This window comes from Halomonas sp. H33-56 (genome assembly GCF_040147035.1).
GTDB lineage: Bacteria > Pseudomonadota > Gammaproteobacteria > Pseudomonadales > Halomonadaceae > Halomonas > Halomonas litopenaei.
On the sequence record NZ_JAMSHP010000001.1, the window covers coordinates 3,548,290 to 3,566,850 of the forward strand.

Below are 18,561 nucleotides of genomic sequence, written 5' to 3' on the forward strand. Positions count from 1 at the left end.
GCCCGGGAGCGGGTCAATATGAATTCAGCGGCGAATCAGTATCCACAGAAGCCAGGGGCCACCGACCACGGCGGTGACGATGCCCACCGGCAGCTCCAGCGGCGCCAGCATCAATCGTCCTGCCAGGTCGGCCAGTACCATCACCGCCGCCCCGGCCAGGGCAGCACCGATCAACGGCACCTGACGGTTGCCGCACAGATGGCGCGCGATTTCCGGACCCAAAAGCCCCACCATGCCGACCGGCCCCGCCACCGATACCGCCAGCGCCGTCAACGCCACCGATACCACCAGTACCTGCAGCCTGTGACGCCTGAGCGGCGTCCCCAGGCCGAGTGCCACGGCATCGCTGAAACGCATCAGGCTAAGCGAGCGCGACAGCCACAGCGCCACCGGGGTGAGCAGCGCAAGACCGATGGCGAGAACGACGACGGCTTCGGCCGGCCGTGAGTTCAGGGTGCCCACGGTCCAGGGGTAGGCGGCGTTGGCCGCATCGATGGCGGCACGCGACAGTATCAGCTGGGTCACCGCGGCGAAGATCGCCCCGACGCCGATGCCGGCGACGATAAAGCGATAGCCCTTGGCACCGCCCCCGGCGGCCAGACCGAAGGTCAGGGCCGCTGCGGTGGCAGCCCCGGTCAACGCCATGGCAGAAGGCGCCAGGCTCAAGCCCATCCCCACCACCGAGGCCACCGCAAAGGCGGTGGCGCCGTTGTCGATGCCGATGATGCCGGGCGTGGCCAGACGGTTGCGCGCCAGCGTCTGCATCAGGCACCCCGACAGCCCAAAGGCGGCGCCGCTGGCAAGCGCCGCCAACAGCCGTGGCAGGCGTAGCTGTTCCACCACGAAGGTATCGAGCATCGCGCCCTGTCCATTGATGACCGCCCAGATTTTACCCGGCGACAGCGGTTTCTCGCCGAGGCACAGATAGGCCAGGCTCGCCCCGACCAGCAAGACAGCGAGCAACAGGGCGCCAAAAAGCTGGCGTCGATCGACCAGCAGGCTGAACCGCCCACCGCGCAGCAGCCACATGCCGTCGGGGGTGGCGCTGGCATCGCGGCGGTCGTGACAGTCGCGATATTCATCCGGCGAGCGGGTGGCGGCGGCAGACAAGGAACGATCATCCAGCATGGTCACAGGCTCGGCAGACGGCGGGCGCGAACGACGCTGATCAGCACCGGCGCCCCGCATAGCGCGGTCAGCACCCCCAGCGGCATCTCCGAGGGCGCCACCAGGCGGCGCGAGATCACGTCGGCGGTCAGCACCAGCAGAGGCCCCAGCGGCAGGCACAGCCACAGGGTGCGACGCAGCTCCGGGCCGGCGATGGCACGGGCGATAAAGGGCACCACCAGGCCGACGAAGGCGATCGGCCCGGCGATAGCGGTAGCCCCGCCCACCAGAAGGGCGACGATCAGGATGGCCAATAGCCGCAGTCGCCCCGGATGGTGACCGAGACCGGCGCTGGCGCGCTCGCCCAGCGCCAGGCTGGCCAGCGGCCGCACCACCATCACCAGCACCAGCGCCGCCAGCGCCATGCTGGGCAGTACCGCCAGCAGGTCGTCGAGCCGCCGTCCCGACAGGCTACCCACCACCCAGAAACGAATCTCGTCGGCGGCGCGCCGGTCGGTGATCAGGATCAACGAGGTCATCGCGCCAAGCAGCCCCGAAAAGGCCGCCCCCGCCAGCACCAGGCGCACCGGATCGGCGCCGAGCCCACGGATGCGGCTGACCCCGAGCACGCACAGACAGCCGAGCAAGGCCCCCAGCTGGGCCACGCCGATGCGCAGCTCCAGCAGGCTGCCACCCAGCAGCAACATCAGCGCGACGGCAAAGGCGGCGCCGGCGCTGACGCCGAGCAGGCCCGGCTCGGCCAGGGGATTACGGGTGATCGACTGCAGCAGGGTACCGGAGACACCCAGCGCCACCCCGACCACCAGGCCGACCAGGGTCCGCGGCAGCCTCAGGTCCCACACCACGAAGCGTGCCTCCTCGTTGCCCAGGCCCAGCAGCGCCTGAAACGACGGCACCGGACCGATCTCCCCGGCACCCACGACAAGGCTCGCCATGATGGCGAGCCCAAGCAGAACGACAAGGCCGAACAGGATTCCTGCGGGTAAGCTGCGCTCTGCACTCACGGTGTCACGACGCCCTCCAGGGCCTGCTCGATGTCATCGAGCACCGCCTGGGCAGCGATGGGACCGCTGGCACTGGTCCACAACTGGCCGTCCACCGCCACCACACGGTCGTTGCCGACCACCGCCAGACGCTTGAAGGCATCGCTCTGCATCGCCTGATCCAGCGCCTCGGCCCCGTTGGCGTCCAGGGTCGCGACGAACAGCCAGTCACCGTCGACCCGGGACAGCGCCTCCAGGCTCAGCGGGTCGCTGTGGGGCCGTCCCTGCGGCACCAGCTGATCGTCCTGGACGTCGAGGCCGGCGGCGGCGAGCAGGCCGGTGGTGAAAAGCTCGGTGGACATCACCAGCGGCCCCTGGGGCATCCAGCGAATCAGGAAGGCGTTGTCCTGGGACGTCTGTGCCTCGAAGCTAGCGGCGAGCTCGGCGGCGCGCGCTTCGACCGTCTCGATGGCCCGATCGATCTCGCTTTCGTGGCCCAGCGCCCTGCCGAACAGCCGCGCCTCGTCCTTCCAGGCCTCGGGGTCGAAGCCCTCGGTCGCCGGCACCACGGTGGGGGCAAGCTGCGACAGCAGCGCGTAGGTATCCTCGGACAGTCGCGAGGAAGCCAGGATCAGGTCCGGCTCGAGCCCGACCACCGCTTCCACATTGACCTCGCCGGCGGTGCCCACGATCTGGATATCGGGCACCTCATCCTTCAGGTAGTCGGCCACGTCCTCGGCGGCGCGGGTCGCCACCGCGCCAAGCGGCGTCACCCCGGCGGCCAGGGAGGTGTCCAGTGCCCCTTCGTAGAGCGTGACAACCCGCTCGGGCTGGCCCTGGATCTCGACCTCACCGAAGGCGGTGTCGAGGACACGAGGTTCCTCCTGGGCGCCGGCCACCCCCAGGGTGGCCAGGCTGAGTCCGAGTGCCAGGCCGATCCCCGGACCTACTTTCTGGCCCAGCGCGACGGCGCCTCGGGCCAGGGGTGACATTCCACGCATGCTCATCTTCCTTGTCGGTTCCCCCGCACCAGGGCGGGGCATCACTATTGACGCTTATAGTAATCAATCTCGTTTGAGAATACCTGCCCTTCTCGTCCAGGCTCGCGCAACGATGCGTTCGATCATGGCGGACAGGCATTCCCATTTCTTCCCTTGGTCCCCCAGAGGGTCAGAAATCGACGTTCAGCCCCAGCCACAGCCGGCGGCCATCCTCGACGTAGCCATACTCGTCGTAGTCGATGTCTTCATCGAACAGGTTGTAGATGCCGACGTTGACGCGGGCGGCGTCGGTCAACTGATAGCCGAGGCCGGTGTCGACGAAGGTGTAGTCCGGCGCGACGATTTCACTCTGGGACGGTCCGGTGGTGGGCTGACTCTCGTCGCCACGGTAGGTGACCCGGGTCCACTGGGACAGGCGATCGTTGATCTCCCAGTCGAGACTGGCCGAGAACTCGTGCTCCGGCAGCTGGGTCAGGGGCTCGCCCTCGTACTCGCCACTCTTCTGCTCGGAGTCGGTGTAGGTGTAGCTCGCCGACAGCTCGAGCGAGTCGCCAAGCGGCGTCGACAGCGACAGCTCCACCCCCTGGGTGACCGCTTCGTCGACGTTGACCCGATAGGTGGGGTTGCTGCCGAACTGGTTGGGGCCGTCGGTACAGACGTCGGCCGGACACTCGATCCGCGTGATCTTGTCGTCGAAGTCGTTGTGGAACAGCGTGGCGCTGGCCGACAACCCGCCAGCCCCGTTATAGAGAAGGCCCAGCTCCTTGTTGAGCGAGGTCTCCGGCTCGAGATCCGGGTTGCCGTAAACGTCACCGCCGCGGCTGACCTGGCCCCAGTCCGGGGTGATTTCCCTGAGGTCCGGAGAGCGATAGCCGGTGGACACGCCACCCTTGAGGGTCCAGTCCTGGGTCATGTGCCACACGCTGTAAAGCCGTGGGCTGATCTCGGAGCCGTAGTTCTCGTCATGATCCATGCGCACGCCACCGGTCAGCGACCAGTCGTCGAGCAGCATCCATTCGTCCTCGGCGAACAGCGCCCATTGGCTGTTGCGGACATTGGTGAGATCCGATATCTGATTCGAGGTACGATCGTCCAGCTCCTCTTCCTCGAAGCTTGCCCCGACGGTGACGATATGGGCACCGAGCGGCACCACCAGGCTCGACTTGGCGTTGGTGTTGGTGATCTCCATCTCGCGGGTCTCGTTCTCGGACACCTCGCGCTGGACATAGGTCTCGCTGGTGCCGAAGGAGAAACGCCCGGTATGGGTCAGGGCGACGTACTCCTGGGTGTAGTCGTCGAAGCTGTCCTCACAGCCGCCACGACAACCGTCCGGATCGACGCTGTTGCCCACCAGCCTCTCGCGCTGCTGCTCGGTGCGACTGGCCTCCAGCGCCAGGTCGTGGTTGACGCTGGGTGTCAGCGACAACCTCGCGGTCAGGCTCTGGACCTGCTTGTCCTCGTAGCCATAGAGGATATTGTCTTCATCGCGCTGGGTCGCACGGCCGTAGAGGGTCAGCCCGGCCAGCCCCTCGACCAGCGGACCAGAGGTATAGAAGTTGGCCTGACGGCTGTCGCCGGACGCGCTGTCTTCCTGCAGCATGGTGTCGAGCTGCAGGTTGCCGTGCCACTCATCGGCCACCTTGCGGGTGATGACGTTGATCACCCCACCGATGGCATCGGAGCCGTAAAGAGTGGCCATGGGGCCACGCACCACCTCGATGCGCTCGATGGCCTGCAGTGGCGGCAGCCAGTCCTGCTCGAAGCCGGCGCTGCCGTTGGGGCGGGTCTCACGAGTACTGACACGGCGCCCGTCGATCAGCAGCAGGGTGTACTCCGCGGGCATGCCGCGCATGCTGATGTCGTAACCGTTGTCACCACCGCCGCCGCCGGTCACGATCACCCCGGGCACGTCACGTAGGGCGTCGGTGACGTCCTGGTAGTAGCGCTTTTCCAGATCCTCCCGGGTCACTACGCTGATCGAGGCCGGCGCATCGGCCACGCTCTGATCGAAGCCTGAGGCGGTGACCACCACGTCATCAAGCGCCATGTCTTCGGCGCCGAGCGCCGGCACTGCGCCACACAGGGCGATCCCCGACAGCCCCGCCGCCAGGCGGCGAATGTGAAGCGATAGAGGGTGAAGCGACAGGCAACGAGGTGACAGGCTGCGAGATGACAGAGGTTGAGCTGACAAGCGCTGAGGCAACATCTTCTTCATGACTCCGAAAAGGGGTGGCAAGCCACCCGGTGGCACGCGCAATGGCTGGCGTTTCAGGACCGCCGCCCTGGGTCGAGACGACCTGCGCACAACAATGAATGTGAATATTTATCATTTAGATTCTTCCATCAAAGTTGCACAATTGCTCGTGAACGTGACGTTGCAACTCTCGCAACCCCCTCCCGAAGCTGGCTTGCCTGCCTTGTCTGCCTTGCCTGTCTTGCCTGTCTTGCCTGTCTTGCCTGTCTTGCCTGTCTTGCCTGTCTTGCCTGTCTTGCCTGTCTTGCCTGTCTTGCCTGTCTTGCCTGCCTTGCCTGCCTTGCCTGCCTGATTCGCCCGCCCCTACTCGCCTTGCCCGCCTGCCCTCCCGGCTTGTGTCGCTCCACGCGCAGGACGTGCACGGCTGGCATGCGGTAGAGGCCGTCAGCACAAGGGAGAATGATTTTCATCCGCACGATCCCGTGGCATACTGGCGGTTCGTGTTGCCCCTCTTCCCGCTTGCGTGATGCCATGCCAGATCTCGACGAACTGCTTGCCTTCAACCGCGTCATGGAGACCGGAAGCCTGACCCAGAGCGCCATCCAGCTGGGTCTGGCGAAGTCGACCTTGAGCCGGCGAATCAGCCAGCTCGAGTCGCGGCTGGGCCAGCCGCTGCTCAAGCGTCAGGCCAACCAGCTCCTGCCCACCGAGGCCGGACAGCGCTACTACGTGATCAGTCGGGAAATCCTGGAACTCGCCGAACAGGGTCAGCGCACCCTGGACAGCCTGCGCGAGGACGTCAGCGGCGAGCTTCATGTCGAAGCCCATCGCACCCTGACGCGAAGCTGGCTGGGCGGCGTGATGGAGACCTTTCTGGAACGTCATCCGGCGATACGCCTGACGCTGAGTACCGGCGAAACGGCGCCACGGGATCCCGACTTCCAGGGCATCTGCGTATGGCTTGGCGAGACCGACGAGGGCAACCTGCGCCAGGAGCGCCTCGGCGCGCTGGAGCGCGGCATCTACGCTCATCCGGACTATCTGGCGAAGCACGGTACCCCGGAGGCTCCCGACGCCCTTGGCCATCACGCCTGGATCGACCTGATGGGCGACAGTCAGGGCGGCATCACCCTGTCCCACCGTCACGGCGGCACGGTGCACTTCCAGCCACCGGCGTCACGCTTTCGCGTCGACCAGTCGATGCTGCATATCGACGCCATCGCCCGGGGACGCGGGCTCGGCATCCTGCCGGTGTGGACCACCGAAGCCCGCGAACGCCATCACCCCGGCGAACTGGTGCGCTGCCTGGAAGACTGGTCGCTGGCACCGCTGCCGGTGACCCTGCTTTACGGTTTCGGCCATCAGCCGCGCAAGGTCAGCGCCCTGCTCGACCATCTGCGCGACGCCGTGCCGGACGCCTGGCGAGCCCTGGAGACCACAGCCCTGCCCCGCCGTCAGGCGGGGTGAGCCCCTCCCGCCTTGCTTGCATGTTTGCTACGCTTGGTCTCGGTTACACGATTCACAACCGCACGGTTGAATCCCGGGGAGGCCCAGCATGGCGCTCAAGGAAGTCGCGCTTGGCGGTATCTATTTCAGCCCACTGCTGGTCTACGCCCTGATCGGACTGCTGCTCGCCGCAGTACTGCGCTTCGCCCTGCACCGCCTGTGTGGCACCTCTCGGCTGTGGTACGAGGCGTGGCTGGACACCTCTCTTTTCGTTCTGTGCACCGCCGGGGTCGCCTGGTGGGGTGCGCTTGCCAGCGGAGGCGCCTGAATGCGCAAGACCCTGCGCGTGCTGATCACCCTGGCGGTGGTCGCCGCCGCCGTGGCTGCCGGACTGTGGCTATGGCGCTACTATCTGTACAGCCCCTGGACCCGTGACGCCCGAGTCGGCGCCGACATCATCACCGTGGCACCCGACGTCTCGGGCCGGGTGATCGCCCTTGCGGTCGACGACAACGACCACGTTGAAAAAGGCCAGGTGCTGTTTCGTATCGACGATGCTCGCTACCAGGCCGCCCTGGCCAAGGCCTCTGCCATCGTCGCCCAGCGTGAGGCCGAGCTTGCACTGAAGGAACACGAGGCGTCGCGGCGAGAGCAGCTCAGCCGCCAGGCGATCAGCGCCGAGAATCGCGAAAGCGCCAATCGTGACCGCGATGTCGCCGCCGCCTCCCTCGACCAGGCCCGCAGTGACCTGACCAGCGCCCGCCTGGACCTGGAGCGCACCGAGGTCACCGCCCCGGCCCCGGGGCACCTGATCAACCTCAAGCTCACTCAGGGCAACTACGTCAATCGGGGCACCTCGGTCATGGCGCTGGTGGTGGAGGATTCCTACTACGTCACCGCCTACTTCGAGGAGACCAAGCGTCCTGCCCTGGCCGTGGGCGATCCAGCCAAGGTCATTCTGATGAGCGGCAACCTCGAGCTGGATGGCCACGTCGACAGCATCGGACGAGCCATCGCCAATGACAACGCCACCCCCAACGACCAGCTGCTGCCCCAGGTCGAGCCCACCTTCAGCTGGGTGCGCCTGGCCCAGCGCATTCCGGTACGCATCGCCCTCGACGAGGTGCCGACGAACCTCGACCTGAGCGCCGGCATGACCGCCACGGTGCGGGTCCGGCCCGAGTCTCGCTGATGCCTTTTTCGGTATGGTGGCAGGCCTACCTGACGCCGCCGGCCAGTGCGGTCAAGTTCGCCATCAAGGCCACCCTGGCCATGGGTCTGGCGCTGTACATTGCTCTCTGGTGCGACCTCGATCGTCCCTACTGGGCGCTGATTTCCGCCGCCTTTCTGCAGATTCGCCCGATGAGCGGCATGGTGCTGGAGAAAGGCATCAGCCAGATCACCGGCACCGTCGTCGGCTGCCTCGCCGGCATCGCCATCATGTCGCTGTTCGTGCAGTCGCCGCCACCGGCACTGGTCTGTCTGACCGCCTGGATCATCCTGTGCGCCTACGCCGCCTCGGTGACCCGCAACAACGCTTCCTTCGGCTGCATCATGGCGGCCGTCACCGCCATGCTGATCGTGGTCATCACCGCCAGCGCCCCCACGGGTCTGTTCGCGGTGGCCGTGGCGCGCCTGTCGGAGCTGGCGCTGGGGGCCATCTGCGCCACCCTGGTCAGCGCCTTGCTGTGGCCGATTCAGGTCCGTGATCATCTCGCCGGCCTGGCCGATCAGGTGGTCAATCAGGCCTTCCTGCACGGCGCCCTGCGCCTGGACAACAGCCCCGATATCGCTGCCCTGCAAGCCACCCTGACCGCCAGTCTGCAACCCCTGACCCAGCTGGAAACCGATAGTCAGGCGGCACGCTACGAAGGCCCGGAAGGCATCGGCCGGCTACGCGCCAGCCATGTGCTGACGGTGCGCACCGCCCGCCTGCTGGCGATCCTCCACGCGCTCCAGCAACTGCTGCGCTCCCACGGCGGCGAGCTGCCATCGTCCACCCGACGCCTGATCGAGGACATGGCCAGTGACCTGCGCCAAAGCGCCGAGGGCAGCGGTGTGGCCCAGGCCCGCCAGCGGCTGCAGGCGCTCAGGCATCGGGCCCTTCAGTGCATGGCCGCAGACTTGGACGAGGACATAGCCCCGGACTTAGACCAGGCCCCAGACCTGGCCTCGGACCAGGCCCCAGACCAGGCCGCAGGCCAAACCACAGCCCGGTGCGGGCGCAGCGCCAGTGGGCCCATCACCAGCGACCCCGCTACGACACGCACTACCGAGTCACCAGAGGCGCTGCTGCAACGGCGCATCCATCTCGGCCTGCGCGAGGCCCTCGGCCACGCCCTGATCATCCTCGATGCGCGGGAGGCGATCCACACCCCCGGCAAACGCCGCCTCAAGGCGCCGGCGCTGGCCTTTCACCGGGATCATCTGGAAGCCGCCCTCAACGGACTGCGAGCCGGACTGGTGTTCACCCTGCTGGCCATCGTCTGGCGCTACACCGCCTGGGACAATGGTCAGATCGCGATGCTGGTCGGCACCCTGTTCTCGGCCTTCTTCGCGACCCGCGACAATCCGGCAGCGGTCGCCACCACCTTCCTCAAGGGCATGCTGGCGGCGGTGCCCAGCGCCTTGCTGTTCGGCCATGTACTGCTGGCCCAGGCCAATGACTTCGTCACCCTCGCGCTGGTGTTCATGCCGCCCTTGTTCCTTGGTCTGCTGGGCGCCGCCAACCCCCGCTTGATGGGCTATTGCCTGGCCTTCACCATCGGCAACATCCTGCTGACCATGCCCGGCAATGGCATGGACTTTTCCGTCGACGGCTTCCTCGGCCGCGCTATCGCCCTGCTGCTCGGGCTCTCCACCGTGGTGATGGCCTTTCGCCTGGCGCCAGGCCTCCCCACCACCATTCGCAAGCACCGGCTGGTCAGCGCCACGGTGAACGACCTCCACGGGCTTCACCGGCGCAGCCTGCATGAAGCCGAGTCACGCTTCGGTGGTACCATGGCGGACCGCCTACTCAGGCTCGCCCAGCACGACGACAGCCTCCCGGAAGAACGCCGCTATCTATTTTCGCTGGGCCTGGTGGGGCTGGACCTTGGCTACGCCAGCCTCAATCTGCGGCGACGGCTGGGCGGGCGCAGTGACGCGCTCGACCTCGCCCTTGACGAGCTCGCCGCCGCCCTCGCCGACGACTACGGCGCCAGCGCCAGAGGCCACGCACCAGATAGAGCTCGTGAATACGGCAACCGGCTGCTGCAGACGCTTGAACGACAGGCGGATGACGGCGCCGAGTACCGGCTGATGGCGGGTCTGATAGAGCGCTTGACGATGTCGCTGGAGCACCAGGCCGCTCGCTCTCGACAGGCCCGGCAAGCCGCGCCTGCTGTCGGCGTCACTGGCCGGCAGCGTACTCCAGACCGACAGGGTGCCAAGGCCCCGGGTGTCGACCGATAAGGAGATAGATCCTCGCATGTTTGCCCAACTCTTCGCCGTGATGGCGCCGGTGATCACCGGCGCCGGTCTCGGATTCTTCTGGATCCGCCGCGGTTTCGACTATCCAGTGGCCTTCGTCACCAAACTGGTGTTCAACATCGGTACGCCTGCGTTGGTGATCGCCTCGCTGGCGGGCGCCGAGATCGACGCCTCGAGCTTCGGTCGCACCATGCTGGCAGCCGCCCTGGTGCTGTGCGCCATGGCCGCGCTGGCCTTCGTGCTGGCGCTGGTGCTGCGCAAGGACTGGCGGGTACTGCTGGCTCCCACCATGTACCCCAACACCGGCAACATGGGGCTACCGGTGATCCTCTACGCCTTCGGCGAGGCAGGTTTCGCCTTCGGCATCACGGTGATGGTGACGGTGTCGCTGTTCCAGTTCACCCTGGGCACCATGCTGGCCAGTCGCGGCAATCCGCTGAAGTCGCTGGTCAAGACGCCCACGGTCTACGCCATCCTGATCTCCATCGCGCTGTTGTTCACCGACACCGAACTGCCGCTGTGGCTGCAGAACAGCGTCGATCTGATTTCAGGCTTCACCGTGCCGCTGATGCTGATCACCCTGGGGGTGTCGCTGGCCAGCATCCAGGTCAGAAGCCTGCGCTCGGGCGTCTGGTTCAGCCTCTTGCGCATCCCCCTGGCGGCGGGCGTGGCCTGGGGCATAGGCATCTGGCTTGACCTGCCCCCCATGGCACTGGCGATCCTGGTGCTGCAGATGAGCATGCCGGTGGCGGTGTTCAACTATCTGTTTGCCCAGAAGTCCCAGCGCGAGCCCGCCTATGTGGCGAGCCTGGTGTTCTGTTCCACACTGCTATCCTTGATCTATCTACCGGTGCTGCTGGCGCTGCTGCTGTAACGCTTGTTGACCTTGGCAGGAAAAGCGTCTCCGTCGACCTGGCACGCCATCGCCGCTCGGCGTGCCCGGGACTGGGAAGCGGTCCGCCACCGGAAACCCATACTTGCCGTGCGGAGTCTCCATGTTGCGAAGCCTCACCCTCGCCCTGCTGACATTGTCATTGCCTGCAGGCGCCCAGGCGGCGTCGTTGCCCGAGCAGGTGCCGGGGCTTCATCACCCGGTCGCGCTCGAGCTGATCACCGATGAGCTGGACACCCCCTGGTCGCTGGCCTTTCTGCCCGATGGGCGCATGCTGGTCGCCGAGCAGCCCGGGACCCTGGCGCTGGTGGATGACGGTGATGTCCAGAGACTCGACGGCCTGCCGGAGGTCTCACACCGCGGCCAGGGTGGGCTCTTTGACCTGGCGCTGCATCCGCAATTCGGCGATGGCACCCACGACTGGCTCTACTTCAGCTGGGCGCAGCCCGGCAAGGACGGCGACTCGGACGACGCCACGGCGGTATCACGGGTCAGGTTCGAGGACGACGCCCTGGGCGCGATAACGCCAATTTTTGTGCAGAATCGCTTTTCCACGCCAGGCCGCCATTACGGTGGCCGCCTGCTGTTCGACGACCAGGGCCTGCTGTGGCTGACCATCGGCGATCGCGGCGTCAGCAAGAGCCGCGCCCAGGACCCGGCAGACCACGCCGGCAGCCTGCTCAGGCTGACCGCAGACGGCGATCCCGCGCCGGACAATCCGGGCTTCGACGATGACGCGGCCCCAGAGGTCTACTCGATCGGCCACCGCAACCCTCAAGGCCTTGCCCAGGCTGCCGACGGCACCCTGTGGTCGACCGAGCATGGCCCGCGCACCGGCGACGAACTCAATCGTATTCTGCCCGGCGAGAACTACGGCTGGCCCGAGGTGACCCTCGGACGCGACTACGCCACCAACCTGCCGCTGGGCGTCGACAGTGCCCCGGGCATGCGCGATCCGGTGCATGTGTTCGAAGGACGCTTTGCGCCGTCCGGGCTCGCCGTGGTCAGCGGTGAAGAATTCCCTGCCTGGCAGGGCGATCTGCTGGCGGGCGGGCTTCGCGGCGAGCGACTGCTGCGCCTGCGCCTCGAGGGCGACAGCATCATCGAGCGCGAGGTGGTGCTGGATGGCGAGGTCGGCCGCATCCGCGACGTGCGGCTCGGCCCCGACGGCGCCATCTACCTGCTGACCGACAGCGATCCCGGCCGTCTGATCAGGCTGACGCGGGTACGCTGAGCGGCGCCGATACGGAGCGTGACATGGAAATAGCTCCCCTTGCCCATGCCGTTCCGGCATGGGCTTCTCCCCCACTTCTACCCAATACCGCACCCACCGGGGCTTTCTCGATTCAGTGAACGTGCGCCCATGCTGAATTTGAATGATCTTTCAAAGACCTTTAGGGTATTGCACCTTTCTGCGCCTCAACGGTGAAAGCTGGCATGCTGTTCAGCCGTGGGGATGCGGCAAGGAGTGCCGCCCCTGACGCAGCCGCGCCAGCGCTGGACGATGAACGCCGACGCCAGGATGCACGTGACGTCGACCTTCATCGTTCGACCGGCTGGACGTGTTTACGCAACCCAACAAGGCACCCCTACCCATGAGCGAGAACCGATCCGTCAAGATCAAGGTTCGCGGGCTGAGCAAGGTCTTCGGCGACCAGCCGAAGAAGGCACTCAAGCTACGCGATGAAGGGCTCAAGCGTCCTGAAATCCTGGACAAGACCGGCCAGACCCTGGGCCTGTCGAACATCGACTTCGACGTCCATGAAGGCGAACTGCTAGTGATCATGGGCCTCTCAGGCTCGGGCAAGTCGACCCTGATCCGCTGCCTCAACCGGCTGATCGAGCCCACCGAAGGCGAGATCATCATCGACGGCGAAGACATTCCGCAGCTCTCCGACAAGGCACTGCTGGAGTGCCGTCGTCGCCACTTCTCGATGGTCTTCCAGAACTTTGCCCTGTTCCCCCATCGGACCGTGCAGCAGAACGCGGAGTTCGGGCTGGAGATTCGCGGCATCGATGCCGACACCCGCACCAAGACCGCCCGTGACGCCCTGACACAGGTCGGGCTGAATGGCTGGGAAGACGCCTACCCCAATCAGCTGTCCGGCGGCATGCAGCAGCGTGTTGGCCTGGCCCGGGCGCTGGCCAATGACTCGACCGTGTTGCTGATGGACGAGGCCTTCTCGGCGCTCGACCCGCTGATCCGCAAGGATATGCAGCAGGAGTTGCTGGAACTCCAGCACCGCATGAAGAAGACCACGGTGTTCATCACCCACGACCTAGACGAAGCGCTGAACATCGGTGACCGCATCGTCCTGCTCAAGGACGGTGAGGTGGTGCAGATCGGCACGCCGGAGGAGATCCTGACCAAGCCGGCCGACGACTACGTCGAGCGCTTCATCGAAGGCGTCGACATGTCCCGGGTGCTGACCGCCGAGAGCGCCATGCGCCCGGTGCGTGCCACCGCCCGCGAGGACGACGGCCCGCGTACCGCACTGCGCAAGATGAAAGAAAACGCCATGGACTCGATCTACGTCACCAGCCGCGATCGCAAGCTCAAGGGACTGGTCGAGGCCGACGCCGCCAACAGCGCCATCCAGAGCGGACAGGATCGACTGGATAGCGTGATGACCCAGGACTTCCGCACCGTGGGACCCGACGAGCCGCTGCACAATCTGTTCGCGCTGTTCAACGAAAAGAGCTTCCCCATCGCCGTCATCGACGACGAGCGACGCCTGCTGGGCGTGGTGGTCAAGGGCGCGGTACTGGATGAACTGGCACAGGCAGGAGACCACTAATGGCGATCGAGATTCCTCGCATTCCCCTCGGTGACTGGATCGAAACCGGCCTGAGCTGGCTGACCACCGAATACTCTGCCGTCACCCGCGGCATCTCGCGGATTACCCAGACCGGTATCGACGGCCTCAATGACGCCCTGATGTGGCTGCCCGACTGGGCCCTGCTGCTGATCATCGCCGGCCTGTGCTGGAAGATGGCAAGCCCCAGGCTCGCCATCGGCGCGGTCTTGGGCCTTGGCCTGATCTGGAACCTCGATCTGTGGGACCCGATGATCGAGACCCTGACCCTGGTCGTCATCGCCACCCTGGTGGCGGTGGTCATCGCCTTGCCGGTGGGTATCGCCGCGGCGCTGTCCGATCGACTCTACCGCCTGATCATGCCGGTGCTGGACTTCATGCAGACCATGCCGGCCTTCGTCTACCTGATCCCGGCGATCCCGTTCTTCGGTATCGGCTCGGTGTCGGCGATCTTTGCCACCGTGATCTTCTCCATGCCGCCGGCCATTCGCTTCACCACCCTGGGCATCCGTCAGGTACCGGTGGAGCTGATCGAGGCCGCCGACGCCTACGGCGCCACCCGCGGCCAGAAGCTAGTCAAGGTGCAGCTGCCGCTGTCGCTGCCCACGGTAATGGCCGGCATCAACCAGACCATCATGCTGGCCCTGTCGATGGTGGTGATCGCCGCTATGATCGGCGCCGATGGCCTGGGCAGCGAGGTCTGGCGAGCCATCCAGCGACTGCGTCCGGGCGATGGCTTCGAGGCCGGCATCGCGGTGGTCATCCTGGCGATGCTGCTGGATCGCCTGACCCAGTCCCTGCGCAAGGAGCGCAAGCAGTAAACGCTCGACGCGGGCTCCCTCGGCCGGGGGAGCCTGCGGGGCGGCATTTGCAAGACACTGTCGCCTGCTTCACGCTAATACCTCTTATCGCAAGGAGAGTCGCACCATGTCACCCAAGGCAACTCGTTCTCTCGGTCTGGCCCTGGCCATCAGCGCCGCCGCCACCAGTGTTCACGCCCAGGACAAGGGTTCCGTGCACCTGGCCTACGTCGAGTGGTCGTCCACCGTGGCGTCCACCAACGTGGTTCGTGCTGTGCTCGAACAGGCCGGCTACGAGGTCGAGACCTCCGCACTGTCTGCCGCGGCCATGTGGCAGTCCGTCGCCAGCGGCGACGCCGACGCTCTGCTCGCCGGCTGGCTGCCGACCACCCACGAGGACTACTACGCGCGCCTCCAGGACCAGCTGGTCGATGCCGGCGTCAACCTCGACGGCACCAAGCTGGGCCTTGCGGTTCCGGCAGATTCCGAGGTCAACTCGATTGATGAGCTCAATGAACACGCCGACCAGTTCAATGGCGAGATCATCGGTATCGATCCCGGCGCCGGCCTGATGCGTCTGACCGAGGAAGTGGTCGACGCCTACGAGCTCGACCTGGACCTGCGCACCGGCAGCGGCGCCACCATGACCGCCGCACTGGGCAGCGCCATCGACCGTGGCGAGCCGATCGTGGTCACCACCTGGACCCCGCACTGGATGTTCGCCCGCTGGGACCTCAAGTACCTCGAGGACCCCCAGGGCGTCTACGGTGGTGCCGAACAGATCCACACCATCGTCCGTCAGGGCCTCGAAGAGGACATGCCGGAGGCCTACGCCATCCTCGAGAACTTCGAGTGGACCACGGAAATGATGGGTGAAGTCATGCTGATGAATCAGGAAGACGACACCGATCCCTACGAAAACGCCCAGAAGTGGGTCGAGGATAACCAGGACGTGGTCAAGGAGTGGCTCGGCGAGGCCTGAGTCCGATAGATGCCACGCCACCGTCATGATGCTGTGGCAATGGTCAGGGGTGCCCCGGGGCGCCCCTGCTGTCGTTGCGGCCAGCACCTGCGTCGCCCACGCGGTGCAAGCGGTCGCCGGCAGAACCTTGGGTCTCGGACGATCGTGGCAAGCTGACCCAGGCGTGCCCGGGCGGCCTTCGAACAGATGCCGTTGACGGCACAACTGGCAAGCTGGCTCAGGCAGGCCACACTTCAGGCAGGCTGGACCATACGGTATCGATGACAGGCGAGCCAGCCGCGACCCCGCTCCGAGTCGATGGCGTGACGCCACAGTTACCATTTTTAAACGCAAGGGAGATCGCACGTGGAAAAAGACCCCAACCACAAGCCTTCATCTGCCGATACCGGTAGTGAAGGAGTACCGGCCCCGGAGGGGCCAGCCAACCTGATCGATACGGACTACGTTATCGGTCAGGACAATATCGTCACCAAGTCCTTCGGCGTGGACGTGGACCTGCACGGCAAGGTGTTCACCGTCTCGTCGCTGCTGATCCTGGTCTTCGTGATCCTGACCCTGGCCTTTCAGGGCGGCGCCGAGCCGTTCTTCAATGGCATCCGTGGCTGGCTGACCAGCAACCTGTCCTGGGTCTTTCTGCTCGGCGGCAACGTATTCGTGCTGCTGGCACTGGTACTGATCTTCACCCCGCTGGGCAAGGTCCGCATCGGTGGTGCCGAGGCCACGCCCGACTACAGCTACATGGGCTGGTTCGCCATGCTGTTCGCCGCCGGCATGGGCATCGGTCTGATGTTCTATGGCGTGTCCGAGCCGATGACCCACTTCTCCACCGCGCTCGGGGGCACTTCGGTCGGCGAAAACGGCATACGTACCGACTGGGCTCCGCTGGGCGCCGCCGCCGGTGACGAACAGGCCGCGGTCGATCTCGGCATGGCGGCAACCATCTTCCACTGGGGTCTGCACCCCTGGGCGGCCTACGCCATCGTCGGCCTGTCACTGGCCATCTTCGCCTTCAACAAGGGTCTGCCGCTGACCATGCGCTCGGTGTTCTACCCGATCCTGGGCGAGCGCGTATGGGGCTGGCCGGGCCACCTGATCGACATCCTGGCGGTCTTTGCCACCCTGTTCGGTCTGGCCACCTCGCTGGGGCTTGGTGCCTCTCAGGCTGCCGCCGGCCTGAACGAGCTGTTCGGTACGCCGAATACCGACACCACCATGGTGCTGCTGATCGCCGGCATTACCGCTGTCGCCCTGTGTTCCATCATGCTTGGCGTCGAGAAGGGTGTGCAGCGCCTGTCCCAGGTGAACATGGTGCTGGCCTTCCTGCTGCTGGCGTTCGTGATCCTGGTGGGCCCGACTCTGGCCATCGCCACCGGCTTCTTCACCAACCTGGGTCACTACCTGGCCGAGCTGCCGGCGCTGTCCAACCCCTTCGGTCGCGAGGACGCCAACTTCGTCCAGGGCTGGACCGCCTTCTACTGGGCCTGGTGGATCTCCTGGTCTCCGTTCGTCGGCATGTTCATCGCCCGGGTCAGCCGTGGCCGCACCGTGCGTGAGTTCCTCACCGCCGTGCTGCTGGTCCCGACCCTGGTATCGGTGCTGTGGATGACCTCCTTCGGCGGTACCGCCATCGAGCAGTACATCACCGACGGCTTCCAGGGCGTCCAGGACGCCGCACTCGAGCTCAAGCTGTTCGCCATGCTCGGCGAGCTGCCGCTGGCCTCGATCACTTCCTTCATCGGCATCGTGCTGGTCATCGTGTTCTTCGTGACCTCTTCGGACTCCGGTTCGCTGGTCATCGACTCGATCACCGCCGGCGGCAAGGTCGACGCACCCAAGCCGCAGCGCGTGTTCTGGGCCATCATCGAAGGCGCCATCGCCATCGCCCTGCTGCTGGGCGGCGGTCTTACCGCCCTGCAGGCGGCGGCGGTCTCGACCGGGCTGCCGTTCACCCTGGTGCTGCTGGTGGCCTGCTACGCCATCATCAAGGGCCTGATGAGCGAGCCCAAGGCGGTCTAGGCCAGCCTTACGCAGACAGCAAGTGCATGAAAAAAGCGGCAGCCCTCGGGCTGCCGCTTTTCTTTTGGAGAGATGGCTGACGCCTCGACGGGCAGCTCAACTCCCTTATTCAGCTCCACAACATGCCGATGGGCGTCTCCGGGCCGTAGTTGCCGGCTACTTGCGCCTGCAGCAACTCCGCCGTGGCGATGGCGTCGGTCAGGGCGTGGTGGCCATGATAATGCGGTAGCCCGTAGCGCAGCCGACTGTCGTGCAGGCGGATCGACCTGGGTGGTCGGCCCATCCAGCGACGAAAGCGCGCCATGGTCGACTGACGGTGGATGCGCGCCTCCAGCGACATGGTGTCGATCACCGGGAAGCTCAGTGACTCCTTCCAGGCCGCTCGTACCGCGGCGTCCAGAAAGGACCTCTCGATATGGCGAAAGTGCACCACCAGCAGGTGGCCGGCCATGGCGCGGAAGACATCGGCGAGCACCTCCTCGATCCGCGGAGCCCCCTGGATATCGGCGTGGGTGATGTGATGAAAGGTCACCGACTCGGCGTTCAGGGTGCGATGGGGACGCACCACCCAGTAGCGCCGCTCGGCGAGCCGAATACGCGACAGCGAAAAGGGCACCAGGCCAATCGAGACGATCTCGTCACGCCTGGGATCGAGCCCGGTGGTCTCCAGGTCCAGTGCCATCAGCGGCGCCTCCTGAATCGGCAGGATCGGCGACAGGTCGGCCCCGGCGAAGAAGTCCACCAGCGCCTGCTGGCGGCTCTTCTGACGTCGGGCGACCAGGTAGTCGTGCCAATCCGGCGCCGAGCGAGTCTTGGGGCGAAGCAACGGCAT

15 protein-coding genes are annotated in these 18,561 nt (G+C 65.9%); 10 read left to right on the top strand and 5 right to left on the bottom strand.

Annotation, left to right across the window (positions count from 1 at the left end; translation table 11 throughout):
* Positions 1–24: 24 nt before the first annotated feature.
* From NFH98_RS15145 to NFH98_RS15160, 4 genes are all read right to left on the bottom strand, one after another.
* Entirely contained in the window at positions 25–1,128 is a 1,104-nt protein-coding gene (locus NFH98_RS15145; protein ID WP_502878751.1) for a FecCD family ABC transporter permease, read from the bottom strand.
* 2 nt (positions 1,129–1,130) lie between these two features.
* Positions 1,131–2,099 carry a FecCD family ABC transporter permease gene (locus NFH98_RS15150; protein ID WP_274601865.1) on the bottom strand — a complete coding sequence of 323 codons (969 nt, stop codon included), beginning with the start codon at positions 2,097–2,099 and terminating at the stop codon, positions 1,131–1,133.
* 29 nt (positions 2,100–2,128) lie between these two features.
* A complete protein-coding gene (locus tag NFH98_RS15155; RefSeq protein WP_348826969.1) occupies positions 2,129–3,112 on the bottom strand; it encodes an ABC transporter substrate-binding protein in 984 nt (327 codons plus the stop codon).
* A 169-nt stretch (positions 3,113–3,281) separates the two neighbouring features.
* Positions 3,282–5,159 carry a ligand-gated channel protein gene (locus NFH98_RS15160; protein WP_502878764.1) on the bottom strand — a complete coding sequence of 626 codons (1,878 nt, stop codon included), beginning with the start codon at positions 5,157–5,159 and terminating at the stop codon, positions 3,282–3,284.
* Between the two features lie 678 nt (positions 5,160–5,837).
* On the opposite strand from NFH98_RS15160, the gene NFH98_RS15165 reads away from it, so the two are divergent.
* From NFH98_RS15165 to NFH98_RS15210, 10 genes are all read left to right on the top strand, one after another.
* The gene (locus tag NFH98_RS15165; RefSeq protein WP_124803206.1) at positions 5,838–6,773 is read left to right on the top strand and encodes a LysR family transcriptional regulator; all 936 of its coding nucleotides are present in this window, start codon (positions 5,838–5,840) and stop codon (positions 6,771–6,773) included.
* Between the two features lie 88 nt (positions 6,774–6,861).
* Positions 6,862–7,080: a DUF1656 domain-containing protein gene (locus NFH98_RS15170; protein ID WP_108132484.1), complete on the top strand. Its 219-nt coding sequence runs from the start codon at positions 6,862–6,864 to the stop codon at positions 7,078–7,080.
* A complete protein-coding gene (locus tag NFH98_RS15175; RefSeq protein WP_348826970.1) occupies positions 7,081–7,944 on the top strand; it encodes an efflux RND transporter periplasmic adaptor subunit in 864 nt (287 codons plus the stop codon). It abuts the gene before it with no gap.
* Positions 7,944–10,205 (top strand): FUSC family protein, encoded by a 2,262-nt coding sequence (locus NFH98_RS15180; RefSeq protein WP_349622919.1) that lies wholly within the window; start codon positions 7,944–7,946, stop codon positions 10,203–10,205. Before NFH98_RS15175 ends, NFH98_RS15180 begins: the two co-directional genes overlap by 1 nt.
* A gap of 16 nt (positions 10,206–10,221) precedes the next feature.
* On the top strand, positions 10,222–11,097 hold the full coding sequence (locus NFH98_RS15185) for an AEC family transporter (protein WP_045992015.1): 876 nt from the start codon (positions 10,222–10,224) through the stop codon (positions 11,095–11,097).
* 121 nt (positions 11,098–11,218) lie between these two features.
* Positions 11,219–12,349, top strand: a complete 1,131-nt coding sequence (locus tag NFH98_RS15190) for a PQQ-dependent sugar dehydrogenase (protein WP_348826972.1) — start codon at positions 11,219–11,221, stop codon at positions 12,347–12,349.
* A 361-nt stretch (positions 12,350–12,710) separates the two neighbouring features.
* Positions 12,711–13,913, top strand: coding sequence for a quaternary amine ABC transporter ATP-binding protein (locus tag NFH98_RS15195; RefSeq protein ID WP_287164171.1), 1,203 nt, complete (start codon positions 12,711–12,713; stop codon positions 13,911–13,913).
* 5 nt (positions 13,914–13,918) lie between these two features.
* Positions 13,919–14,752 (top strand): ABC transporter permease, encoded by an 834-nt coding sequence (locus tag NFH98_RS15200; protein ID WP_045992040.1) that lies wholly within the window; start codon positions 13,919–13,921, stop codon positions 14,750–14,752.
* 106 nt (positions 14,753–14,858) lie between these two features.
* Positions 14,859–15,713, top strand: a complete 855-nt coding sequence (locus NFH98_RS15205) for a glycine betaine ABC transporter substrate-binding protein (RefSeq protein ID WP_045992018.1) — start codon at positions 14,859–14,861, stop codon at positions 15,711–15,713.
* Positions 15,714–16,058: 345 nt separating this feature from the next.
* Entirely contained in the window at positions 16,059–17,729 is a 1,671-nt protein-coding gene (locus NFH98_RS15210) for a BCCT family transporter (protein WP_108132480.1), read from the top strand.
* A 109-nt stretch (positions 17,730–17,838) separates the two neighbouring features.
* Here the strand turns inward: NFH98_RS15210 and NFH98_RS15215 are convergent, their stop codons facing one another.
* Positions 17,839–18,561, bottom strand: a complete 723-nt coding sequence (locus NFH98_RS15215) for a 3'-5' exonuclease (protein ID WP_045992020.1) — start codon at positions 18,559–18,561, stop codon at positions 17,839–17,841.